19 protein-coding genes and 1 pseudogene are annotated in these 24092 nt (G+C 60.2%); 13 read left to right on the top strand and 7 right to left on the bottom strand.

Translation table 11 applies throughout. The features are described 5' to 3' along the window. Window positions 1-38: 38 nt before the first annotated feature. Window positions 39-1013: a porphobilinogen synthase gene (hemB, locus tag KOSB73_RS08360; protein ID WP_004132498.1), complete on the top strand. Its 975-nt coding sequence runs from the start codon at window positions 39-41 to the stop codon at window positions 1011-1013. Window positions 1014-1418: 405 nt separating this feature from the next. Next, complete coding sequence (gene olsF, locus KOSB73_RS08350; protein WP_004133711.1) at window positions 1419-3137, top strand: bifunctional ornithine lipid synthase OlsF; 1719 nt, start codon at window positions 1419-1421, stop codon at window positions 3135-3137. An 82-nt stretch (window positions 3138-3219) separates the two neighbouring features. Here the strand turns inward: olsF and tauD are convergent, their stop codons facing one another. From tauD to tauA, 4 genes are read right to left on the bottom strand one after another with little or no spacing between them, the layout of a single operon-like run. Continuing rightward, a complete protein-coding gene (gene tauD / locus KOSB73_RS08345; RefSeq protein WP_004133713.1) occupies window positions 3220-4071 on the bottom strand; it encodes a taurine dioxygenase in 852 nt (283 codons plus the stop codon). Beyond that, the gene (gene tauC, locus KOSB73_RS08340) at window positions 4068-4895 is read right to left on the bottom strand and encodes a taurine ABC transporter permease TauC (RefSeq protein ID WP_024359084.1); all 828 of its coding nucleotides are present in this window, start codon (window positions 4893-4895) and stop codon (window positions 4068-4070) included. The genes tauD and tauC overlap by 4 nt, the downstream gene beginning before the upstream one ends. Continuing rightward, window positions 4892-5659 carry a taurine ABC transporter ATP-binding subunit gene (gene tauB / locus KOSB73_RS08335; protein ID WP_098140382.1) on the bottom strand — a complete coding sequence of 256 codons (768 nt, stop codon included), beginning with the start codon at window positions 5657-5659 and terminating at the stop codon, window positions 4892-4894. Before tauB ends, tauC begins: the two co-directional genes overlap by 4 nt. A gap of 11 nt (window positions 5660-5670) precedes the next feature. Then, a complete protein-coding gene (gene tauA / locus KOSB73_RS08330; protein WP_004129543.1) occupies window positions 5671-6633 on the bottom strand; it encodes a taurine ABC transporter substrate-binding protein in 963 nt (320 codons plus the stop codon). Between the two features lie 252 nt (window positions 6634-6885). On the opposite strand from tauA, the gene KOSB73_RS08325 reads away from it, so the two are divergent. The 6 genes from KOSB73_RS08325 (at window position 6886) to fbpC (ending at window position 14679) form a co-directional block, all read left to right on the top strand. Then, window positions 6886-7515 carry a response regulator transcription factor gene (locus KOSB73_RS08325; RefSeq protein WP_004133720.1) on the top strand — a complete coding sequence of 210 codons (630 nt, stop codon included), beginning with the start codon at window positions 6886-6888 and terminating at the stop codon, window positions 7513-7515. Then, window positions 7515-9056, top strand: a complete 1542-nt coding sequence (locus tag KOSB73_RS08320) for an MASE1 domain-containing sensor histidine kinase (protein ID WP_064371480.1) — start codon at window positions 7515-7517, stop codon at window positions 9054-9056. Before KOSB73_RS08325 ends, KOSB73_RS08320 begins: the two co-directional genes overlap by 1 nt. A gap of 60 nt (window positions 9057-9116) precedes the next feature. Next, on the top strand, window positions 9117-10442 hold the full coding sequence (gene uhpC / locus KOSB73_RS08315; protein ID WP_224239970.1) for an MFS transporter family glucose-6-phosphate receptor UhpC: 1326 nt from the start codon (window positions 9117-9119) through the stop codon (window positions 10440-10442). After that, a complete protein-coding gene (locus tag KOSB73_RS08310) occupies window positions 10442-11473 on the top strand; it encodes an ABC transporter substrate-binding protein (RefSeq protein WP_024359088.1) in 1032 nt (343 codons plus the stop codon). Before uhpC ends, KOSB73_RS08310 begins: the two co-directional genes overlap by 1 nt. A 69-nt stretch (window positions 11474-11542) precedes the next feature. Next, window positions 11543-13621, top strand: a complete 2079-nt coding sequence (locus KOSB73_RS08305; RefSeq protein WP_004133727.1) for an ABC transporter permease — start codon at window positions 11543-11545, stop codon at window positions 13619-13621. Window positions 13622-13632: 11 nt separating this feature from the next. Beyond that, entirely contained in the window at window positions 13633-14679 is a 1047-nt protein-coding gene (fbpC, locus tag KOSB73_RS08300) for a ferric ABC transporter ATP-binding protein (RefSeq protein ID WP_004133729.1), read from the top strand. 89 nt (window positions 14680-14768) lie between these two features. Here fbpC and mmuM read toward each other — a convergent pair whose 3' ends face one another. Both mmuM and mmuP read right to left on the bottom strand, forming a co-directional pair. Further along, a complete protein-coding gene (gene mmuM, locus KOSB73_RS08295; RefSeq protein WP_004133731.1) occupies window positions 14769-15701 on the bottom strand; it encodes a homocysteine S-methyltransferase in 933 nt (310 codons plus the stop codon). Beyond that, window positions 15688-17094 carry an S-methylmethionine permease gene (gene mmuP, locus KOSB73_RS08290; RefSeq protein WP_098140381.1) on the bottom strand — a complete coding sequence of 469 codons (1407 nt, stop codon included), beginning with the start codon at window positions 17092-17094 and terminating at the stop codon, window positions 15688-15690. The genes mmuM and mmuP overlap by 14 nt, the downstream gene beginning before the upstream one ends. A gap of 228 nt (window positions 17095-17322) precedes the next feature. On the opposite strand from mmuP, the pseudogene KOSB73_RS08285 reads away from it, so the two are divergent. From KOSB73_RS08285 to eutC, 4 genes and pseudogenes are all read left to right on the top strand, one after another. Beyond that, window positions 17323-18710 (top strand): annotated as a pseudogene (locus KOSB73_RS08285) (glycoside hydrolase family 28 protein). 308 nt (window positions 18711-19018) lie between these two features. Continuing rightward, window positions 19019-20398 (top strand): ethanolamine permease, encoded by a 1380-nt coding sequence (gene eat, locus KOSB73_RS08275; protein WP_004133736.1) that lies wholly within the window; start codon window positions 19019-19021, stop codon window positions 20396-20398. Window positions 20399-20409: 11 nt separating this feature from the next. Next, a complete protein-coding gene (locus KOSB73_RS08270) occupies window positions 20410-21798 on the top strand; it encodes an ethanolamine ammonia-lyase subunit EutB (protein ID WP_098140380.1) in 1389 nt (462 codons plus the stop codon). Then, window positions 21795-22571, top strand: coding sequence for an ethanolamine ammonia-lyase subunit EutC (gene eutC / locus KOSB73_RS08265; RefSeq protein ID WP_024359091.1), 777 nt, complete (start codon window positions 21795-21797; stop codon window positions 22569-22571). The genes KOSB73_RS08270 and eutC overlap by 4 nt, the downstream gene beginning before the upstream one ends. A 260-nt stretch (window positions 22572-22831) precedes the next feature. Here eutC and KOSB73_RS30795 read toward each other — a convergent pair whose 3' ends face one another. Next, window positions 22832-22975 (bottom strand): hypothetical protein, encoded by a 144-nt coding sequence (locus KOSB73_RS30795; protein ID WP_162685300.1) that lies wholly within the window; start codon window positions 22973-22975, stop codon window positions 22832-22834. Between KOSB73_RS30795 and KOSB73_RS08260 the strand changes: the two genes are divergently transcribed. Beyond that, window positions 22968-24074: an ABC transporter substrate-binding protein gene (locus tag KOSB73_RS08260; RefSeq protein ID WP_024359092.1), complete on the top strand. Its 1107-nt coding sequence runs from the start codon at window positions 22968-22970 to the stop codon at window positions 24072-24074. The two genes, KOSB73_RS30795 and KOSB73_RS08260, sit on opposite strands and share 8 nt — an antisense overlap. Window positions 24075-24092: the final 18 nt, after the last annotated feature.

The following is a 24092-nucleotide window of genomic DNA, read 5'->3' as shown; positions in this document are numbered from 1 at the left end:
TAAACTCGCTTTTTTCATTTCACAAAATCAGGCAAACCATGACAGATTTAATCACTCGCCCACGCCGCCTGCGCAAGTCCGCTTCGCTACGCGCCATGTTTGAAGAGACAACACTGAGTTTGAACGACCTGGTGTTGCCGATCTTTGTTGAAGAAGAAATCGATGATTACAAAGCCATCGAAGCCATGCCCGGCGTGATGCGTATTCCGGAAAGACACCTGGCGCGCGAAATCGAGCGCATTGCCAACGCCGGTATCCGTTCGGTGATGACCTTCGGGATTTCCCATCATACCGATGCCGTTGGCAGCGATACCTGGAACGAAAACGGCCTGGTGGCGCGCATGTCCCGTATCTGTAAAGAGGCGGTGCCGGAGATGATCGTGATGTCCGACACCTGCTTCTGCGAATACACCTCCCACGGCCACTGCGGCGTGCTGTGCGACCACGGCGTCGATAACGATTTAACCCTTGCCAACCTCGGTAAGCAGGCGGTGGTCGCCGCTGCCGCAGGCGCCGATTTTATCGCTCCTTCCGCGGCGATGGACGGCCAGGTGCAGGCTATTCGCCAGGCGCTGGACGCCGCCGGATTTACCGATACGGCGATTATGTCCTACTCCACCAAGTTCGCTTCATCGTTCTATGGTCCGTTCCGCGAAGCCGCGGGCACCGCGCTGAAAGGCGATCGTAAAACCTATCAGATGAGCCCGATGAACCGCCGCGAAGCGATTCGCGAATCGCTGCTGGACGAAGCCCAGGGCGCCGACTGCCTGATGGTCAAACCGGCCGGTCCGTATCTCGATATCCTGCGCGATCTGCGCGAGCGCACCAACCTGCCGCTGGGCGCGTACCAGGTGAGCGGTGAATACGCGATGATTAAGTTCGCCGCCCAGGCCGGCGCTATAGATGAAGAGAAAGTGGTGCTGGAAAGCCTCGGCGCGATCAAACGCGCCGGCGCGGATCTGATCTTCAGCTACTTCGCTCTCGATCTGGCCGAAAAGAAAATCCTGCGTTAGTTTAGCTCCCCGGGCTACGGGCTTACAGCTATCTGTGGGCTGGTAGCCCGGACAGGCGCAACGCGCCGCCTCCGGGAAAGTCACTTTAACGACGCTCGCCGCACAATAACTCCTTCACCTCTCCCCCCCAATCAATCGGATACAAACTACGGCTTACATCGCGATGAAAGGTTGAATAGGACCAATCCCGTACCTGACTTACCCACCCGTGCTTAACCGGAGTGCAATCTGGAAACGCGTTCGCAACTTTCCGGCTTCGGCCTTCCCGGAGGCGGCGCTGCGCGCCTGTCCAGGCTACCTGCTACCAGCCTCCGCGGTTCCTGCCAATCCCAAATCTTCACCCAACTGTAATCTGAGCGACATCTGCGCCTTCTACTGTCTGGGCAGGACGGAGGAGGTGCCGCTATGTTTAGTCTCGACAATGTTATCGATGACCTGTGGCCTCAGGCAAAGCCAGCCCCCTGGCAGAAAAAGGTGCTGAAAAAGCTCCTGCATGAGGAAGAGTTTCAGCAGTTTGCCGCGCGTCATCATCACCTGAAAGGACTGGATACGGTCGAACAGGTGCTCGAACATCTCAATATTCGCTGTGCTATCCCGGCGCACGATCTCGAACAAATCCCTGAATATGGCCCGCTGGTCATTATCGCCAACCACCCTACCGGTACCCTCGATGGCCTGGCCCTGCTCTATGCGGTCTCCCGCGTGCGCCGCGACGTTAAAGTGGTCACCAACCGGATGCTGACCCACCTTGAACCGCTGAGCTCGCTGTTTATTCCGGTCGATAATATCAACGGCCGAACCGCCAAAGCGGCGCTGCAGCAGATGGACCAGCAGCTGCAAAACGGCGGCGTGCTGATTTTCTTCCCGGCAGGCGAAGTTTCACGCCTCACCCGACGCGGCATTCGCGATAAAAAATGGCACTCCGGATTTATTAAGCTGGCGGCGAAATATCGCGCCCCGCTGCTGCCAGCGTGGATCCGCGCGCGCAACAGCGCGCTGTTTTACGCCAGCACGTTGATTTCCGATAGCTTGCCGCTGCTGCTGCTGATGCAGCAAATGTTTCGTCGCCGCAACGGCAGCCTGCCGGTTAATTTCGGCCAACAGATTGCCTGGTCAAGCTGGTTCGATCCCCAGCGCTCTACGCGCGAGCTGACCGAGCGCTGCTATCACCACCTGCAACTGCTTTCAAAGGGGCAGCCCGGCGTATTTAAAAGCGAAAGCGCTATCGCCCGTCCCGAAGACCGCGCACTGCTCAAGCGCGAACTGGGCCGGGCGGAAACCCTGGGGCGCACGGCGGACGGCAAAGTGATTTATCTCTGGCAGCGCCACGGCCAGGAAGATGCGCCGGTGCTGCGCGAACTGGGCCGCCTGCGGGAAATCGCCTTTCGCGCGGTGGGGGAAGGCAGCGGCAAACGACGCGACGTTGACGGCTATGACGACGACTATCTGCATCTGATTCTGTGGGATGAAGCAGACCTTGAAATCGTCGGCGCCTACCGCTTTATGCCGACCGCGATGCAGCTGGCAAAGCGCGGCCTGAACGGCATCTACAGCTACAGCCTGTTCCATTACGACGCGCGGATGGACGATATTCTGCAACACGGTATCGAGCTGGGGCGCAGCTTTATCCAGCCGCGCTACTGGGGCCGCCGCGGGCTGGACTACCTGTGGTCCGGCATCGGCGCGTATCTGGCGCGCTATCCGCACTATCGCTATCTGTTCGGCCCGGTGTCGATTTCCGGCGGGCTGCCGCCGTCGGCGCGCGATCTGCTGGTCGCGTTCTATCGACTGTGGTTCCCGGCGACGCATCCGCTGGCGGAGTCGCGCCGCCCTTATCCAGCCTCGCTGCCCGATGTGCTGGCGCAGTTTGGCGGAGAAGATTACAACGACGATCTGGCGCGGCTGAAGTCCCTGCTCGGCAACCTCGGCTGCGCGATCCCGCCGCTGTATAAGCAGTATTCAGAAGTCTGCGAGCCGGGCGGCGTGCAGTTTATCGATTTCGGCAGCGATCCGGATTTCAACAACTGCGTGGATGGGCTGGTGCTGGTGGATTTGACCTATCTGAAGGCCAACCGCTATCAGCGCTATATTGGCGCGCATTTGGACGCGCAAAAATCGGCATAAAAGCCTTTTCCCGGAGGCGGCGCGTTTATCGTAGGTTGTATCCCGGCTTGCGGCGCATTGCGCCTTAGCCGGGCTACACCCATTACCCCGCCCGGTAATAGGGTTTATCCCCGAGAATCGTCGCCCGGTGCATAATGCGCCGCTGCGGCAGGTAATCGGCGTTGGCGTAGTGCTGGGTGACGCGGTTATCCCAAATCGCCACGTCGTTCGGCTGCCAGCGCCAGCGTACCTGGAAGTCCGGTTTAGTGACGTGAGCAAACAGGAAGCCGAGCAGCGCCTCGCTCTCTTTCTCCGTCACGTCGACGATGCGGGTAGTAAAGCCCTCATTGACAAACAGCGCCTGCTTCCCGGTCACCGGATGGGTGCGCACCACCGGATGCAGCAGCGGCGGATTTTTCGCCACCGCCTCCAGCCAGCGCTGATGCTCCTCTTCGCTTTTGCGGTATTTGTACTCCTGAAACGATTTGCGGAAATCATGCTCCGCGCGCAGGCCGCTTAACAGCTGGCGCAAAGGCGCGGAGAGCGCCTCATACGCCGCAATGCCGCTGGTCCACAGGGTATCGCCGCCGGTCGAAGGCAGCTCTTTTGCCGCGAGGATCGCCCCGGCGGGCGGCGTGTCAATAAAGGTGACATCGGTGTGCCAGTTATCGTTATCCGGCGGATTATCGTCGTGGGTATCGAGAACGATAATCTCATCCACGCCGGGCGCGTGCGGATAGACCGGATGAATATGCAGGTCGCCAAAGCGCAGGGCGAGATCGCGCTGCTGCTCGGGAGTGATGTTCTGCTCGCGCAGGAACACCACCTGATGGCGCAGCACCGCGTGATACAGCTGCTCAAACTGGTTGTCGCTCAGCGGACGGGTGATGTCGACGCCGGATACCTGCGCGCCAATATACGGCCCCAGCGGGGTAATGCTTAAACGTTCGCTCATTGTACTTCTCCATGCCAGGGCGTCAGGCGACGCTGCAGCGCGCGCAGCCCCAGTTCCAGTAAAAAAGCGATGATGGCAATCACCGCGATGCCGGCCAGCACCACATCGGTGGCGAGGAACTCACCGGCGGACTGCACCATAAAACCTAACCCGCGGGTGGCGGCAATCAGCTCCGCGGCCACCAGCGTCGACCAGCCCACGCCAAGCCCAATACGCAGGCCGGTGAGGATCTCCGGCAGCGCGCCGGGCAGGATCACCAGCCACAGCACCTGCGCCCGGCTGGCGCCTAAAGCCTGCGCGGCGCGAATGCGCACCTGCTGGGCGCTCTTAACCCCCGCCAGCGCCGACATCGCCACCGGCGCGAATATCGCCAGGTAGATCAGCAGGATCTTGGAGGTCTCGCCGATGCCGAACCAGATCACCATCAGCGGTAAATAGGCCAGCGGCGGCACCGGGCGATAAAGCTCGATCAGCGGGTCGAGGATCCCGCGCACCGTGGGGCTCAGCCCCATGGCGATCCCCACCGGCACGCCGAGCAGCACCGCCGCCAGCAGCGCGATGACGATACGCGTCAGGCTCGCCGCCAGGTGCTGCCAGAGGGTGGCGTCCATAAAGCCCTGCGGACCGGCAATAGCGATCAGTTTCTGCCATACCTGTCCAGGCGGCGGTAGAAACAGCGGACTAATCAACTGCAGGGCGGCAACGGCCCACCAGATAGCCAGCAGTACCGCCAGGGTCGCCACGCTCAGGCTGAGCTGACGCGAGAGCGGCCAGCGCCACTTCAGTCCCCGCTGACGCGGTTTGTCATTGATGACCACGCTCATGAGAAAGCCTCCCGTTGTTCAAATACCCGGCTGAGGACGTATTCGCGCTGTTCGATAAACCGCGGGTCCGATTTAATGCTGCGGCAGGATTCACCGGCGACGAAGCGGCGGCCAAAATCGAGGGACAGCCGTTCGAGCACGCGCCCCGGCCCCGGCGAGAGCAGTACCAGTTCGGTGGCCATAAACACCGCCTCTTCGATATCGTGGGTGATCAGCAGCACCTTCTTACCGGTCTCATGCCACAGGCTAAGCAACAGGGTTTGCATCTGCTCGCGGGTAAAGGCATCCAGCGCGCCAAAGGGCTCGTCGAGCAGCAGCAGCTGCGGATTTGCCGCCAGCGCGCGGGCAATGCCGACCCGCTGACGCTGGCCGCCGGAGAGCTGCCAGATAAAGCGTTTTTCCGCCCCTTCAAGGCCCACTTTTTTCAGCATCCGCGCGGCGGTTGCCCGGCGCTGCGTTTTGTCGACCCCGGCCAGCTGCAGCCCGAGCGCGACGTTATCCTGCACGTTGCGCCACGGCAGCAGCCCTTCATGCTGAAAGACCACGCCGCGATCGGCTCCCGGTCCTTCAACCCGCTGGCCTTCGAGGGTGATGCTGCCATGGTGATAAGGCACGAATCCGGCAATCAGGTTCAGCAGCGTGGTTTTACCGCAGCCGGAGGGCCCCAGCACCACCAGCAGTTCGCCGCTGTCCAGCGTCAGGTTGATATCCGCCAGCGCTGGTTTACCGCCGTAGTCGGCGGAAAGATGCGAGATGTGCAGCATCATGACCCCCTTTACTTCACAAAACGGTCGGTAACGTACTGGCTGTAGTCGCTGCCGGCGGCGGGCACTTTGCCCTGCTCTTTAAGGAACTTCGCGGTGTCGATGATGGCTTTATTCACCGGCCCGTTCAGCTCCTGCGCCTGCTGGGCGGCGGTCAGGTAGGTATTGCCTTTCACCAGCCCCGGCACGTCGGCTTCCGGTACGCCGCTTAAGCGCGCCAGCTTGCTGATGTTTTCCGGCTGCTTCAGCCATTCGTCCGGGTTGGCGATATAGGGTTGCTGCGCGTCAATGGCGCTTTTGGCGAAGGCTTTGACAATATCAGGATGCTTTTCGGCAAAGTCTTTGCGTACTACCCACACGTCCAGCGTCGGCGCGCCCCACTCGCCCACCTGCGACGAGTCGGTGAGAACCGTGCCCTCTTTTTCCAGCGCGTTAACCGCTGGCGCCCAGACGTAGGCGCCGTCAATGTCGCCGCGCTGCCAGGCGGCGATAATCGCCGGCGGCTGCAGGTTAAGGATCTGCACCTGGCCCGGTTTAATCCCCCAGTGCTTCAGCGCCGACAGCAGGCTGTAGTGGGTGGTGGAGATAAAAGGAACGGCGATGCGTTTGCCGATCAGGTCCTGCGGTTTGGTGATGCTCTTCTTCACCACCAGCGCTTCGGAGTTACCGAGCTTTGAGGCCAGCAGAAACACTTCAATCGGCACCTGCTGGGTGGCGGCGACCGCCAGCGGGCTGGAGCCGAGGTTGCCGATCTGCACGTCGCCGGAAGCCAGCGCCCGCACGATGCTCGCGCCGCTGTCAAACTTGCGCCAGTCGACGGTCGCCCCGCTGGCTTTAGCGAAAGTGTTGTCCGCCTGGGCGACTTTCGCCGGCTCGGCGGAGGTCTGGTACGCCACGGTGACGTTGACCGCCTGGGCCTGAAATGCCGCCAGCGCCAGCGCGGCAATGAGTGTGATACGCGATGATAGTGCCATAGTGTCTGCTTCCCATAGTTGTTATGGGTGCAGTATTTCCGGCGCGATGCGTTTGATGAAGTAATTAAAAATTCTTGCTAAGAACAAAGCGTTTTTAGAAAAAAAATGGCAATGGTTAGTTAATTTTCACAAAAACCGCGACCTGGCTTTTATTGCGATTCTGTTACTTGGATTGCATAACTGCGCCTGATTGATTGCCAGCGCAGCGGCGGCAGGCATCATAGAACCATGATGCGCTAAGAGAGAAGAAACATGATTCGAGTGGTGCTGGTCGATGACCATGTGGTGGTGCGTTCAGGCTTTGCGCAGTTACTCAGCCTCGAAGAAGATCTCGAGGTGGTTGGCCAGTTCAGCAGCTCGGCGCAAGCCTGGCCGGCGCTGCTGCGCGACGATGTCGACGTGGCGGTCATGGATATCGCCATGCCGGATGAGAACGGCCTGAGCCTGCTAAAGCGCCTGCGCGCGCAAAAGCCGCAGTTCCGCGCCATCATTCTCAGTATTTACGACACCCCCACCTTCGTGCAGAGCGCACTTGATGCCGGCGCCAGCGGCTATCTGACCAAACGCTGCGGCCCGGAGGAGCTCGTGCAGGCGGTGCGTTCCGTCGGTATGGGCGGACACTACCTGTGCGCCGATGCGCTGCGGGCGCTGCGCGGCGGAGAGCAACCGGCGCAGGTGCTGGAGGTGCTCACCCCGCGTGAACGCGAAGTCTTTGATTTGCTGGTTAAAGGCGACAGCGTCAAGGAGATCGCCTTCAAGCTCGAGCTCAGCCATAAGACGGTGCACGTCCATCGCGCCAACGTGCTGGGCAAACTGCAGTGTCACAGCACCATTGATCTGGTCCATTTCGCCCTCGACCACCAGCTGCTGGCGGGTCATTAATGTCGCGCAGCCTTCGCCACGGGGTGATTTCGCTGTTCATCGTGCTGGCCTGGGGAAGCGGCTGGCTAATGCTGTGGACGCTCGGGTTTTACCTGACCCATAACGGCCAGCAGGCGGCGCTGTTCCTGCCGCACGGCGTCTATCTGGCGCTGCTGATCCTGCTTTCGCGCCGCTACTGGCCCGCGCTGGCGCTGCCTCCCATGCTGATGCTGCTCTGGCTGCACGGCGAACAGCTGCTGAACGGCTATCTTCTGCTGGCCGCGCCCTTGATCGGCCTGCTCCCCGCCGGCATCGCCCAGCAGTTCTGGCACCGCTTCCCCCTTTACTGGCAGCGGCTGACGCTGCTGCTGGCCACGGTTACCGCCAGCGCATTACTCAACACCGCCCTGCTGTCGCCGTTTGTGAAAAGCCCGGCGATGATGCTCGGCCTGGCCTCGTTTACCGGCGGGGTGCTGCTGACGCCGTTTGTCTATCTGATCTTTGAATTCCTGCGCCAGCAGCACCGCTACCACCTGCTGGGGCTGGATACCAACAATCCGCCGCTGCGCACCTCGCTGATCATCTGGTGCAGCCTGTTCTTTATCATCGGTATCGGCACCCAAATGGTGCTGTCGCCGGAAATCGAGCGCCTGCTGCTGATTGTGGTATTTCTGCCTAACGTGGTGATGGCGTGGAAGTTCGGCTGGCAGGGCGGCGTCCTCTCCGGCCTGCTGGGCAGCATGATGATCACCATCGCCCGCCAGGTTGGCGTTGGATTCAGCAATCTGGTGGAGCTGGAGATTTTTCTGGCCACCCAGGCGCTGCTCGGCATCGGGCTGGGGATTGCCATCAGCCGCCAGCAGCACCTCGCGCAAAACCTGCACCACTATCGCCAGCGGCTGGAAGCGGAGCTGGCGGCGCGGCGGGCGCTGGCCGAAAAGCTGATCCATACCGAAGAGGATACGCGCAAAAGCCTGGCGCGCGAGCTGCACGATGAAATCGGCCAGAATATTACCGCCATTCAGATCCAGTCGCAGCTGGTAAAGCGGGCGCGCGATCCGGCGCAAACTCAGGCCGCCGCCAGCCAGATTAACGATCTCGCCCGACGCATTCACCACTCCACCCGCCAGCTGCTGCGCCAGCTGCGCCCTCCGGCCCTCGATGAGCTGTCGTTTAAAGAGGCGCTGCACCATCTGCTCAATGAGTTTGCCTTTGCCGAGCGCGGTATCCGCTGCCGCTTTGACTACCGGCTCACCGCCACGCCGGAGAGCGAAACGGTGCGCTTCACCCTCTATCGGCTGCTGCAGGAGCTGCTTAATAACGTCTGTAAGCACGCCGACGCCAGCGAAGTCGCCATTGCCCTGTTTCAGCAGGGCGCGCTGCTGCGCCTGGAGGTAAAAGACAACGGCATCGGACTTCGCGCCGACCAAATGGCCGGCTTCGGCATTCAGGGCATGCGTGAACGGGTCAGCGCCCTCGGCGGAGAGCTGACGCTGGAGTCGCAGCGCGGCACACGCGTAATTGTTAACTTGCCCACAAATTTGCAACAAACAGCCGGCTAACCAGGAAAAAGTCTTAGTCACTGCGGACTTTCTCTCATCCCCTTTCGATTTCACTTTCATATAGTCAGCAAAACGGAGACGGCTATGCACGCACGCTCAGCAACCGACATCAATCACCATTACCGGACGCTGCGTCCGCAGCTGCTGATGTACATGGTCATCGGATATGCGGCGTTTTATCTGACGCGCAAAAGCGTCAACTACGTATTGCCGGCGCTGCAAACGGATCTGGGGCTGGATAAAGGCGATATTGGCCTGCTGGGGTCGCTGTTTTATCTGACCTACGGCCTGTCGAAGTTTGCCGCCGGGCTGTGGCACGACAGCCACGGGCAGCGCTGGTTTATGGGCGCGGGCCTGTTCGCCACCGGTCTACTGAACGTGGTGTTCGCCTTCGGCGAGTCGCTGACGCTGCTGCTGGCGGTCTGGACGCTGAACGGATTTTTTCAGGGCTGGGGCTGGCCTCCCTGCGCCCGCCTGCTGACCCACTGGTACTCGCGCAACGAACGCGGCTTCTGGTGGGGCTGCTGGAATATGTCGATCAATATCGGCGGGGCGATTATCCCGCTGATTAGCGCCTTTGCCGCCCACTGGTGGGGCTGGCAGGCGGCGATGCTGGCACCGGGGATGATCAGCATGGCATCAGGCATCTGGTTAACGCTACAGCTGAAAGGAACGCCCCGCGAAGAGGGATTGCCTTCAGTAGGCAGCTGGCGTAACGACCCGCTGGAGCTGCGCCAGGAGCGGCAAAGCCCGCCGATGGGGCTATGGCAGATGCTGCGCACCACGATGCTGAAGAATCCGATGATCTGGCTGCTGGGCGTCTCTTACGTGCTGGTCTACCTGATCCGCATCGCGCTCAACGACTGGGGCAACATCTGGCTGACGGAGAGCCACGGCGTCAATCTGCTCAGCGCCAACGCCACGGTGATGCTGTTTGAAGCGGGCGGCCTGCTCGGGGCGCTGTTCGCCGGATGGGGTTCGGATCTGCTGTTCAGCGGCCAGCGGGCGCCGATGATTTTATTGTTCACGCTGGGGCTGATGGTCTCCGTCGCCGCGCTCTGGCTGGCGCCGGTGCACCACTACGCGCTGCTGGCGGTCTGTTTCTTTACGGTGGGCTTCTTCGTTTTTGGCCCGCAAATGCTGATTGGCCTCGCGGCGGTGGAGTGCGGACACAAAGCGGCGGCGGGTTCCATCAGCGGATTTCTCGGCCTGTTCGCCTATTTGGGGGCAGCGCTGGCGGGCTGGCCTCTGTCGCTGGTCATTGAACGCTACGGCTGGTCGGGGATGTTCAGTTTGCTCTCGGTCGCCGCAGTTCTGATGGGTTTATTGCTGATGCCGCTGCTGATGGCGAGCATTACTACCTCTGCTGCTCAAAGGATAAAATAATGAAAAAAACGCTGGTCACTACCCTGATTGCTTCCGGCATTGCGCTGGCGACGTTAAGCGGCGCGGTGCACGCCAAAGGTCGTCTGGTGGTCTATTGCAGCGCCACCAACGAAATGTGTGAGGCGGAAACCAAAGCCTTCGGCGAAAAATATGACGTGAAAACCTCATTTATTCGCAACGGTTCCGGCAGCACGCTGGCGAAGGTCGATGCCGAGAAGAAAAACCCGCAGGCGGATGTCTGGTACGGCGGCACCCTCGACCCGCAGTCCCAGGCCGGTGAAATGGGCCTGCTGCAGCCCTATAAATCGCCGAATCTTACGCAGGTCATGGAGCAGTTCCGCGATCCGGCGAAGCTGAAAGGCAACTACTCCTCGGCGGTGTACGTTGGCATTCTCGGCTTCGGCGTAAACACCCAGCGCCTGAAAGAGAAAAATCTGCCGGTGCCGAAATGCTGGAAAGATCTGACCAAACCGGAATATAAAGGCGAAATCCAGATTGCCGACCCGCAGAGTTCCGGCACCGCCTACACCGCGCTGGCGACCTTCGCCCAGCTGTGGGGGGACGATCAGGCTTTCGATTATCTTAAACAGCTCAACGCTAACGTCTCCCAGTACACGAAATCCGGTATCGCCCCGGCGCGCAACGCCGCCCGCGGTGAAACGGCCATCGGCATCGGCTTCCTGCACGACTATTCGCTGGAAAAAGAACAGGGCGCGCCGCTGGAGCTGATCTCGCCGTGCGAAGGCACCGGCTATGAAATTGGCGGCGTCAGTATCCTGAAGGGCGCGCGCAACCTCGACAACGCCAAACTGTTTGTCGACTGGGTGCTGTCGAAAGAGGCCCAGGAGCTGGCGTGGAAGAAAGGTAAGTCTTATCAGATCCTGACCAACACCACCGCCGAAACCTCGCCGAACTCGCTGAAGCTCGACGACCTGAAGCTCATCAACTATGACATGGATAAATACGGCTCAACGGACGTGCGTAAAGCGCTCATCAATAAATGGGTTAGCGAAGTGAAGATGGGTAAATAAGCCCGCATTGCGTTCATTTGCCGGGTGGCGGCATCAACGCCCTACCCGGCCTACGACACCGGAAAACTTATGTCACACACGCTTGCACTCCATCCCGTGAAAAAGCGGGATGCGATATTCCTTTGGGTTTTATTCGGCTGGCTGGCGTTTGCCCTGCTGCCGAGCTGGAGCCTGGATTACGGTCTGCTGGAGTCCACGAGCGATGAAATTCTCGCGGCCTACGGCTGGTCACAGCTGAATATCAGCTGGCTGTGGTATCTGCTGCCGAGCCTGCTGCTGATTCGTCCATGGCAGGAGGCGAGGCGGGAGCAGCGCAGCCGCCACTATCTTGATGCCGGCTGGGCGTTTTTATGTATGGCGTTTATCGTCGTCAGCGCCACCGTGGAAGGCCGCGGGTTAGGCTACGCCACCATCGTGCTGTTTGTCGCGCTGGGGGCCATCATGACCCTGGCGCTCACCCGCCTGGAATGGCTGGGCGGCGACCGCTTTGTGATCGGTTCGCTGGTCGCCATCGTGGCGTTAATCGGCGTCTTTATCGTCTGGCCGAGCATCGCTATTTTTATCCCGATGTTCACCAACGACGCGGGCGAATTTGCTCCGCTGGCGTTTATGGCCGTGCTGTCGCAGGCGCATATTGTCCAGGTTATTATTAACTCGATCGGCCTGTCAATTGCGGTAGGCGTCGGCTGCACCTTCTTTGGCCTGGTGCTGGCGATTTACACCACCCGCATCGCGAAGCGCAGCGCGATTATCGGCCGCATTTTCTCGATTCTGCCGATCGTCACCCCGCCGTTTGTCGTCGGCCTCGGCGTCACCCTGATGATGGGCCGTTCCGGCTACGTCACCGAACTGATGGTCGACTGGTTCGGCTTAACCAACACCAACTGGCTGTACGGATTTACCGGCATCTGGCTGGCGCAGGTGCTGGCGTTCACCCCGATGGCGTTTATGATCCTCGACGGCGCGATTAAGACCATTCATCCGTCGCTGGAGGAGGCGTCGTACACCCTGCGCGCCAGCCGCTGGCAGACCTTCAACGGCGTCTTCGTCCCGCTGCTGAAACCAGCGCTGGCGAACGCGTTTTTAATCGTCATCGTTCAGTCGCTGGCCGACTTCAGCAACCCGCTGGTGCTCGGCGGCAACTTCGACGTGCTGGCGACGCAAATCTACTTCTATATCACCGGTTCGCAGCTCGATTATCAGGCCGCCAGTACCCTCGGCGCGTTCCTGCTGCTGTTCTCGCTGCTGGTGTTCTGCATTCAATATATGTGGATCGGCAAGCGTTCGTACGTCACGGTTTCCGGCAAGTCCTATCGCGGCGACGTGCAGCCGCTGCCGGTGACCCTGGTGTGGAGCGTGATCGCCATTCTGGCGGTGTGGATCGCCTTCAATGCCCTGCTCTACGGCAGCATTTTCTACGGCAGCTTTACCGTTAACTGGGGCGTGGACTACACCCTGACGCTGGATAACTTTATCAAGCTGTTCGGCCAGGGGATGAGCGACGGCGCCTGGCCTTCGCTGCTCGATACCCTGCTGTATGCCGGGATCGCCGCGCCGATCACCGCCGCCTTCGGCCTGCTGATCGCCTGGATCGTGGTGCGACAGCAGTTTAAAGGCAAAAAGACCATCGAGTTCACCACCATGCTGTGCTTCGCGGTGCCGGGCACCGTGGCGGGCGTCTCCTATATTCTCGCCTTTAACAGCGCGCCGGTGTACCTCACCGGAACGGCGGCGATTGTGATTATCTCGATGGTGATGCGTAACGTACCGGTGGGCATTCGGGCGGGCATTGCCGGTTTAGGCCAGATCGACAAATCGCTCGACGAAGCCTCGCTCAGCCTGCGCGCGGGTTCCCTGCGCACCATTACGCACATTCTGCTGCCGCTGCTGCGCCCGGCGATCCTCTCGGCGCTGATCTACAGCTTTGTGCGCGCCATTACCACCGTCAGCGCCATTGTGTTCCTCGTGACGCCGGACACCCGCGTCGCTACCGCCTATATCCTCAACCGGGTGGAAGACGGCGAATACGGCGTGGCGATCGCCTACGGATCGATTCTGATCGTTGTGATGCTGGCGATTATTTTCCTCTTTGACTGGCTGATCGGGGAAGCGCGCATCTCCCGTTCAAAAGCCAAAAACCAGGCGTAATGGAGCGCTCTATGAGTCAGAAAAATTTTGTTGAGCTGCGCAACGTCACCAAGCGATTCGGCAGCAACATGGTTATCGACAATATCAACCTCACCATCCCTCAGGGGCAAATGGTGACGCTGCTCGGCCCTTCCGGCTGCGGCAAGACCACCATCCTGCGCCTGGTGGCCGGGCTGGAAAAACCGAGCGAAGGGCAGATTTACATCGACGGTGAAGACGTCACCCATCGCTCCATTCAGCAGCGCGATATCTGTATGGTGTTTCAGTCGTACGCCCTGTTCCCGCATATGTCGCTGGGGGATAACGTCGGCTACGGCCTGAAAATGCTTGGCGTGCCGCGCGGCGACGTGAAAGCGCGGGTGAAAGAGGCGCTGGCGATGGTCGATCTGGAAGGATTCGAAGACCGCTATGTCGATCAGATCTCCGGCGGCCAGCAGCAGCGCGTGGCGCTGGCGCGCGCCCTGATCCTCAAGCCGAAGGTGCTGCTGTTTGACGAGCCGTTGAGTAACCTCGACGCCAACCTGCGGCGCAGCATGCGCGATAAGATCCGCGAACTGCAAAAGCAGTTTGATATCACCTCGCTGTACGTGACCCACGATCAGAGCGAAGCCTTTGCGGTTTCCGATACCGTGCTGGTGATGAACAAGGGGCATATCATGCAGATCGGCTCGCCGCAGGAGCTTTACCGCCAGCCCGCGTCGCGCTTTATGGCGAGCTTTATGGGCGACGCCAACCTGTTCCCGGCCGCCTTCAGCGAGGATTTTGTCGATATTTATGGCTATCGGCTGCCGAGGCCGCCGCATTTTGCCGCCCACGGCGAGGGCAGCGTCGGCGTCCGCCCGGAGGCGATCACCCTGAGCGATCGCGGCGAGGAGAGCCAGCGCTGCACGATCCGCCACGTGGCCTATATGGGGCCGCAGTATGAGGTGACGGTAGAGTGGCACGGGCAGGAGATCTTATTGCAGGTTAACGCCACCCGTCTGCAGCCGGACGTCGGCGAGCACTATTATCTCGAAATCCATCCGTACGGGATGTTTGTGTTAGCGGATGCCGGGTGATTGAGGCCGGGTAGCGCTCACGCTTAGCCGGCCTACGGTTCGTGCAGGTTGTAGGCCGGGTAAGGCATCAGCCGCCACCCGGCGCAAACTCAACGCTGCGCGTTCAATTCGGCAATATCCTTCGGCGTCGTGCGGCAGCAGCCGCCAATCAGCTTCGCTCCCGCCGCCAGCCACTGGGGTAAATATCCCGCCAGCGTTGCACAGGCTTCGCCGTGGTGATGCCAGGTTTTGGAGACCGGGTCATAGTGCTCGCCGGAATTAGGATAAACCACCAGCGGCAGCGCCGTCAGGCTATGCAGATGCGCCAGCGCGGCGGTGGTGTTCTCCAGCGCGATACAGTTAATTCCCAGCGCCACCACCTGCGGATAGTTTGCCAGCACACCAATTACTTCCCGCAGCGGCGTGCCGTCGCTGAGGTGCTGCGCATCGCGCAGGGTAAACGAGAACCACGCGCGCGCGCGCGGATACGCGGTCAGCAGCTCCGCCAGCGCTTTAATCTCGGCGAAGTTGGGTAGGGTTTCGCAGGCCAGCAGATCGGCCCCGGCGTCGAGCAGCGCTTCCACGCGCGGACGATGAAACGCCTGAAATTCTTCATGGCTGCGGAGATAATCGCCGCGATACTCCGAGCCGTCCGCCAGGTAGGCGCCGTACGGCCCGACCGAACCGGCAACCAGCAGCGCGCCCGCCTGCGGGTTTTCCGCCAGGTACGCCTCCCGCGCCTTGCGGGCCAGCTCGACGCTTTTGCCGATCAGCGCTTTCGACTGCGCTTCATCCAGCCCGCGGGCGGCAAAGCCCGCCGGCGTCGCCTGATAGCTGGCGGTGATCGCCACCTGCGCGCCGGCGCGGAAATAGTCGAGGTGAACTTCGCGGATAAGCTCCGGGTTGTCGACCAGCACTTTCGCCGACCACAGGCTGTCGGCAAGATTACAGCCGCGCGCTTCCAGCTCCGTCGCCATCGCGCCGTCCAGCAGGATAAAGGGCCTTGCGTCAAGGAGGGCGGTTAACGGATTATTCTGCGACATGTTGAGGCTCCTGGGTGAGTTTCCGTGAACGAGTCAGATAATACGCACCATAACACAGGGCCACGAACGGGATCCCGCACCACAGCGCAATCCTCTGACTCGGGTCAAACGCCAGACCCACGCAGGCCACCAGGCAAAGGACAAATCCCAGCGCCGGCACCAGCGGATACCACGGCGCGCGGTAGTGCAGTTCGCTTAGCGCCTTCCCCTGCTGCAGATGACGGCGGCGGAACATAAAGTGCGAGGCGCAGATGCTCAGCCATACCGCCACCACCGCAAAGCCGGAAATCGCCGACAGCGCGACAAACACCGTATCCGGGGCCACGACGCTGGAGAACAGCGCCAGCACGCCGCCGAGCATGCTCACCGAAATCGCCGTCAGCGGCACGCCGTTCCTGGTCAATTTGGTAAAACAGGCCGGCAGCGTGTTTTCATTGGAGAGCGACCACAGCATCCGCCCGGAGGCGTAGAGGCCGGAGTTGGCCGCCGACAGAATCGCCGTCAGGATCACGAAGTTAAAAATATCCGCCGCGTAAGGAATGCCGACCTTTTCGAACACCAGCACAAACGGGCTCTTCTCTACCCCCGCCTGCTGCATCGGGATCAGCGCCGCCAGCACGAAGACGGTGCCGATAAAAAAGATAATCAGCCGGGCGATGGTGGTGCGAATGGCCACCGGAATGACTTTATGCGGATTTTCCGTTTCCCCGGCCGCAATGCCGATAAGCTCGGTGCCGGAGAAAGCGAAGTTGACCGCCACCATGGTCATCAGGATCGGCAGACCGCCGTGCGGGAACCAGCCTTCGGCGGTGATATTGCGCAGCCCCGGCGCCGGCGAGCCATCCTGCATCGGAATAATGCCAAAGATCGCCGCCCCGCCGAGAATGATAAAGGCAATAATGGTGATCACTTTCACCAGCGAGAACCAGAATTCACCTTCGGCAAAGAAGCGGGTAGAGATAACGTTGAGGGCGAAAATCACCGCGCAGAACACCACGCACCAGACCCATACCGGCACCTGCGGGAACCAGTACTGCATGCAGAATCCGGCGGCGGTGAAGCTGGAGCCAAGCGCCACGGTCCAGGTCAGCCAGTAGAGCCAGGCCACGGTATAGCCGGTCGCCGGGCCGAGATAGCGTGCGGCGTAGACGTGAAACGCCCCGGTTTCCGGCATCGCCACCGAGAGTTCGCCCAGACACTGCATCACCAGCCAGACCACCAGCGCGCCGATCAGATAGGCCAGCAGCGTGCCCGCCGCTCCGGTGGTGGAGATGATATAGCCGGTATTAAAGAATAACCCTGTGCCAATAACGCCACCCAGCGACAGCATGATCAGGTGGCGGGTCTTCATGGTGCGCTTAAGCTGCCCACCTTGTTTTTGTGTTGTTTGCATTTGACCTCATGGGCGTATAGACATCTAAACATCCAGATAAGAGATTCCTTATACCCCGCCTGTCGCCAAATTGCAAAGCCGCCGGGCCTGTCATCTATGCATTCGCCCAAATCATCATCGCCACTTATGGGCAGAATAACGACAAAAGAGAAACCGTGATCGCCGCACTCAATAAATCAAAACACTGGTGATAATTTTACAAAACAATAAACCAGAAAGGATAATGCCATGATACCCCGCGCTTTGCCTCTGTGGGCCGCCGCTGCCGCCGTCGGCCTTCTACCGCTGCACGCCGCTCAGGCCGCGAGTTCCGTGAAGTTTCCCGATAAAGTCTGTGATATCACCCACTACGGCGCAGAGGGCCACCGGCTGCAAATCGCGCTCAACACCGATCCGATGCCATTCAAAAAGCGATTGATGACTGCGCCGCCGCCGGAGGGGGAACGGTGCGGGTGCCGAAAGGCAATTTCCTGACCAACCCGCTGTTTCTGAAAAACAATATTCAGCTTAAGCTGGAGAAAGACGCCACCCTGGTGGCCTCAACCGAAGAGGCCGCCTATCGCGGCGATGATAAAACCCGATACGCCGAAGCGGAGAACGGCTGGCTGCCGTTTATCAGCATCGCCGACGCGCAAAACGTGGCCATCGTCGGTGAAGGCACTATCGACGGCCAGGGCGCGGTATGGTGGGAGCGCTGGCGGGAAAATATCCGCGCCACCGGCAAGAAAGGCGGTACCGACCGGCCGCGGCTGATTTATATCACCCGCGCCAGCAACGTGCTTATCGACGGCGTGACCCTCACCCATTCACCCAGCTTCCACGTCGTCACCCGCTACGCGCACGATGTCGATATCAACGGCACGCGTATTCTTTCACCGTGGCATGCGCCAAACACCGACGCCATCGACCCTATCGATAGCCAGAATATCCGTATTACCAACAACTATATCGACTGTAACGACGACCATATTGCCATCAAGGCGGAGAAAGCCGACCCGCGCTTCCCGGACGGGGTGGTGGATAACATCTATATCGCCAACAACACTCTGAAGCAGGGGCGCGGGATCTCCATCGGCAGCGAGAGCGCAGGCGGCGTGAATAACGTGCTGGTGGAAAACAATACCTTCGAAGGTTCGATGTACGGCATTCGGATTAAAAGCCCGCGCGGCAAAGGCGGCGAGGTAAAAAATATCGTCTACCGCAACACCAGAATGCATAACGTTGAGGTGCCGCTGGTGTTCTCCGCCTATTACAAAGCCGCGCCGATTGTGCAGGCCGAGGTCGATAAGCTGCTGCAGGCGGGCGGCTTTACCCTCGGCGAGCAGATCTATCCGCCGGACAGCGACCCGAAACAGCCCTTCGACAAATACAAGACCCCGCACTTCAGCAATATCACCGTTGAGAATTTAACCTCCACCGGCGACAGCAAAGCGGCGGCCTATATTATCGGTACCCCGGAAGCGCCGCTCAGCGGTTTCCATTTTAGCAACGTCAATATTGAAGCCGACCGCGGCCTGCGCATTCGCAACGCCGATCTGGAGAGTAAAGGACTTAACCTGCAGGTGAAAGCAGGCCCGGTAATTCAAAAAGACGCTGGCGCCATCGTGCACCAGTAACGCCACATTTGCGGGCAGCTGCACCACGGCGACTCTCCCGCCGGGCGCGGTCTGCCCTTTTATCGATCGTCGTTGGCTTAGAGCCTATTCCAACAGGCGTAATCGTTGCAGACAGTTTGGACACGGACAGCGCGCAAGAACCGGAACGTACACGTAGTACGTGAGGACTCTGAGCACTGCCCAGGGCCAAACTGGCAAATAAGATAGCCCTAATGGGATAGGTTCTTAAACCGCCGCGTTTATCAGCGGTATGCCCTGGCATTCTCTTTGCAACTCTCCCGATATCTTTATCTGGCGAGGCAACGAACATGACAGAGCAAACCACAACGCTAAAAAGAACGCTCGGCAGTTTCCGCTTATGGGGGATCGCCGTTGGGCTGGTTATTTCCGGGGAGTATTTCGGCTGGAGCTACGGCTGGTCCCAGGCCGGGACGCTGGGCTTTATGATCGTCGCGCTGGCCATCGCCGCGATGTACTGCGCCTTTATTTTTAGCTTTACCGAGCTGACCACCGCCATTCCGCATGCGGGTGGGCCATTTGCCTACGCCTACCGCGCCTTTGGCCCGACCGGCGGGTTTATCGCCGGCTTCGCGACCCTGATTGAATTCGTCTTCGCCCCGCCCGCCATCGCCATGGCCATCGGCGCCTACCTTAACGTGCAGTTTCCGGCGCTCGACCCCAAATGGGTAGCCTGCGGCGCCTATATTATCTTTATGACGCTGAATATTCTCGGCGTGGGCATTGCCGCCACCTTTGAGCTGGTGGTGACGTTATTAGCGATCTTCGAGCTGCTGGTATTTATGGGCGTGGTCGCGCCGGGCTTCTCGTGGAGCCACTTTACCGCTAACGGCTGGGCGGGCGCGGAGAGCTTCAGCGGCCTGGCGCTGCCGGGCATGTTTGCCGCCATCCCGTTTGCTATCTGGTTTTTTCTGGCGATTGAAGGCGCATCGATGGCCGCCGAAGAGGCTAAAGATCCGCAGCGCACCATTCCCCGAGCGCTGGGCGGCGGCATTCTGACCCTGACCGTACTGGCGATTGGCGTGATGATCTTTGCCGGCGGCGTGGGCGACTGGCGAACCCTGGCCAATATTAACGACCCGCTGCCGCAGGCGATGAAAATGGTGGTCGGCAACAGCAGCGGCTGGCTGCATATGCTGGTGTGGCTGGGGCTGTTCGGCCTGGTGGCGTCGTTCCACGGCATTATCATGGGCTACTCGCGACAGATTTACTCGCTGGCGCGCGCGGGCTATCTCCCCGCCAGCCTGGCAACGCTGAACCGCCGCACCCGCACGCCGCATCTGGCGATCCTCGCCGGCGGCGTGGTCGGCATCGCCGCCATTTTCTCCGATTCGCTGATCACTATTAGCGGGATGCCGCTGACCGCCTGTATCGTTACGATGTCGGTATTTGGCGCTATTGTTATGTATATCACCTCGATGGCGGCGCTGTTTAAACTGCGCCGCAGCGAGCCGAAGCTGATTCGACCGTTCCGCGCGCCGCTCTATCCGTGGGCGCCGGCCTTCGCCCTGGCGATGGCGGTACTCTGCCTGGTGGCGATGGTCTGGTACAACCCGCTGCTGGCGCTGATTTTCGCCGCCATGATGCTCGGCGGCTATCTGTGGTTTCGCAAGACCGCAGCGGCCCGCCAGCGCGCGGCGGTGGATCCGCAGCTGCGTACGGTCTCCTGAGGAGGCGACACATGTATAAAACTACGCTATCGGGCCAGGTATGGCGCTTTGATAGTCTGAAAACGCTGATGGCGAAAGCCTCTCCCGCGCGTTCCGGCGACGCGCTGGCGGGGGTTATCGCCGGGTCCGCCGAAGAGCGGATGGCGGCAAAAATGGCGCTGGCGGAGGTTCCGCTCACCGAGATTCTCGATAATCCGCTGATCCCCTACGAGCAGGATGAGGTGACCCGGCTGATCCTCGATACCCACGACGCCCGGGGCTTCGCGGCGATTCGTCATCTGACGGTCGGCGATTTTCGCGACTGGCTGCTCGACGACGCCACCGACGAAGCGGCGCTGCGCCAGGTCGCCCGCGCGATAACCCCGGAGATGGCCGCCGCGGTCAGCAAGCTGATGCGCAATCAGGATCTGATCCTCGCCGCCAGCAAATGCCGGGTGGTGACCCGTTTTCGCAACACTATCGGCCTGCCGGGGCGCCTGAGCGTGCGCCTGCAGCCCAATCACCCGACCGATGATATGAAAGGCATCGCCGCCAGCATGCTCGACGGCCTGCTGTACGGCGCCGGAGACGCGGTGATCGGCATTAACCCGGCCAGCGACAGCCTGCCGGTGCTGGCGCAGCTGAACCATATGCTCGACGAGATTATTCAGCGCTTCGCCATCCCCACCCAGTCGTGCATTTTGACCCACGTCACCAACACCCTGCAGCTGATTGAACGCGGCGCGCCGGTGGATCTGGTGTTCCAGTCGGTGGCCGGTACCGAAGCCGCCAACAGCGGTTTCGGCATTAATCTGGCGCTGCTGCAGGAGGCCAAAGAAGCGGCGCTTAGCCTGAACCGCGGTACGCTGGGCAACAACGTGATGTATTTTGAAACCGGCCAGGGCAGCTGCCTTTCCGCCAACGCCCACCACGGCGTTGATCAGCAGACCTGCGAAGCCCGCGCCTACGCCGTCGCCCGCCATTTCGAGCCGCTGCTGGTCAATACGGTGGTGGGCTTTATCGGCCCGGAGTATCTGTACGATGGTAAGCAGATTATCCGCGCCGGGCTGGAAGATCATTTCTGCGGCAAGCTGATGGGGCTGCCTATCGGCTGCGACGTTTGCTACACCAATCACGCCGAAGCGGATCAGGACGATATGGATACCCTGCTGACGCTGCTGTGCGCCGCCGGACTGACCTTTTTGATCGGCGTGCCGGGGGCTGACGATATTATGCTCAACTACCAAAGCACCTCGTTCCACGATGCCCTTTACGCCCGCCGTCTGCTGGGTTTGCAACATGCGCCTGAGTTCGCCGACTGGCTAACGAAGATGCAGATTATTGACCGCCACGGCGCGCTGCGTCTGACCGATGCCCGCCATCCGCTGCTTTCCGTCCTGCCGCAAGGAGAACCGGTATGAACCCTCCCGACGCCTGGAACCCGCTGCGCGAATTTACCGATGCGCGGATTGCGCTGGGCCGCAGCGGCGCCAGCCTGCCGACCCGCGAAGTGCTGAATTTCGGCCTCGCCCACGCCCGGGCGCGCGACGCTATCCACCAGCCTTTCGCCAGCGACCAGTTAGTCCAGCCGCTGGCGGAGCTGGGGCTGTCGACGCTGACCGTGCGCAGCGCCGCCAGCGATCGCCATATTTATCTGAATCGCCCGGATCTCGGGCGACAGCTGAACGAGGAGAGCCGCGCCGACCTCGCCGCCAGCGGCGCACGCCCCGCCGACCTGCTGCTGGTGATTGGCGACGGGCTGTCGTCGTACGCCGTGCAGCGCCAGGCGGTGCCGCTGATCCGCGCTCTGCTGCCGTACCTGAAAACCCTCGGGCTGAGCCTCGCCCCGGTGGTGCTGGCGCACCAGTCGCGGGTCGCGCTCGGCGATGATATAGGCGAAACGCTGAAGGCCAGAGCGGTGGCGATATTAATTGGCGAAAGGCCCGGGCTCTCCTCGCCGGACAGCCTCGGGGTGTATTTAACCTGGCAGCCGCATCGCCAGCGGCTGGAGTCGGAGCGCAACTGTATTTCTAATATTCGTCCGGAAGGGCTGAGCTTTGATGCCGCCGCTTTTAAGCTGGCCTGGCTGCTGGAACAGGCCTTTTTGCGGCGGCTTACCGGGGTGCGCCTGAAAGATGAAAGCGATAATCCGGCGCTGCATGGAAAAATAAAACCTTTGAGCCAATTAAAATAATAAGTCACGCGAGCAGCAGAATAGATTTTTAATATTATCGGGCGCACCTGAATATTATATTCTGGCGCGCGCTGAAATTGCGGGTTTTCCAGGCCGGGTAAGGCGTCAGCCGCCACCCGGCAAAATGCGTTCAGCGTACCCAAAACAGGGTTGTCATCAGCTTTATGCCCTTTCCTGCAGGTAATAAGAATATTGCATGAGTAAAAATGAAACGGACGTTGTAAGGTAATTCTGCGCATCAAATATATCTCGTTATCTATTCAACATAACAGCCAATAATTCGCCGGGTACGCTGGCGAATTATTTTTCAATGTTATGCAGTCATTGATGGTTAAAGATAAATAATCGACCGACGGTGAGGTAGCAATGAACAAGTTTTCCGGGAAAGCGTCTTTAATGGCCACGCTGGTTGCCGCGTGGGTCGGTGCCAGCAGCGCGCAGGCGGCTGAAATTAAAATCGGCGTGGTATTGCCGCTGAGCGGCGCGCTGAGCGGCTACGGTCAGCCTTCGCAAAAAGGGCTAGATATTATCCAGAGCATTACGCCGACGTTAAAAAACGGCGACACCGTGAAGCTTATCGTGATTGACGATAAGAGCGACAAGGTCGAAGCCGCTAACGCCATGCAGCGCCTGGTCTCCAGCGATAAAGTCGACGCGGTGATCGGCGAAGTCACCTCCTCCAATACCCTGGCGATGACCAAAATCGCCGACGACAGCAAAACGCCGCTGGTCTCCTCAACCGCCACCAACGACCGCGTCACCCGCAACCATCCTTACGTCAGCCGGGTCTGCTTCTCCGACAGCTTCCAGGGCGTGGTCGGCGCTAACCTCGCCTCGCGCGATCTGAAGGCCAAAACCGCCGCCATCGTCTTCGACAGCAGCAACGACTACTCCGTCGGCCTGGCGAAGGCCTTCCGCACGCAGTTCCTGAAAAACGGCGGCACCATACCTATCGAAGTTCAGGCCCCTGGCGGCAGCAAAGACTTTAAGGCCCAGTTGGCCAGCGTGAAGGCGAAGAACGTCGACATGATTTATATGCCGATTTACTACACCGAAGGGGCGCTCATCGCCGTACAGGCTAAACAGCTGGGGCTGAGCAAACCGGTGGTCGGCGGCGACGGACTGGCGGCGGATCAGGTCTTTTTTGACGTTGGTAAAGACGCGGTCAACGGCTATATGACCACCGACTACTACTCGCCGAACGCCAAAGAGCAAACGCCGGCGGGCGAGGTGTTTATCAAAGCCTGGGAAGCCAAATACCAGCAGCCGACCCATACCTGGGGCGCAATGGCGGCGGACGCTTATAACGTCATTATCAACGCCATGAACCAGTGCAGCGACCCGCACGACCGGGTTTGCGTTAACGAAAAAATTCGCGCCACTAAGGACTTCCAGGGCGTGACCGGCACGCTGACGTTACAAAACGGCGACGCTATCCGCAGCGCGGTCATCAACGAAGTGAAGGATGGCAAGCTGGCGTTTCGTACCGTGGTTAATCCTTAAGGTTTTATAAGGGATATC

Source organism: Klebsiella grimontii, from assembly GCF_900200035.1.
GTDB classification, from domain to species: domain Bacteria; phylum Pseudomonadota; class Gammaproteobacteria; order Enterobacterales; family Enterobacteriaceae; genus Klebsiella; species Klebsiella grimontii.
This window is presented reverse-complemented; position numbering and strand designations above follow the sequence as displayed.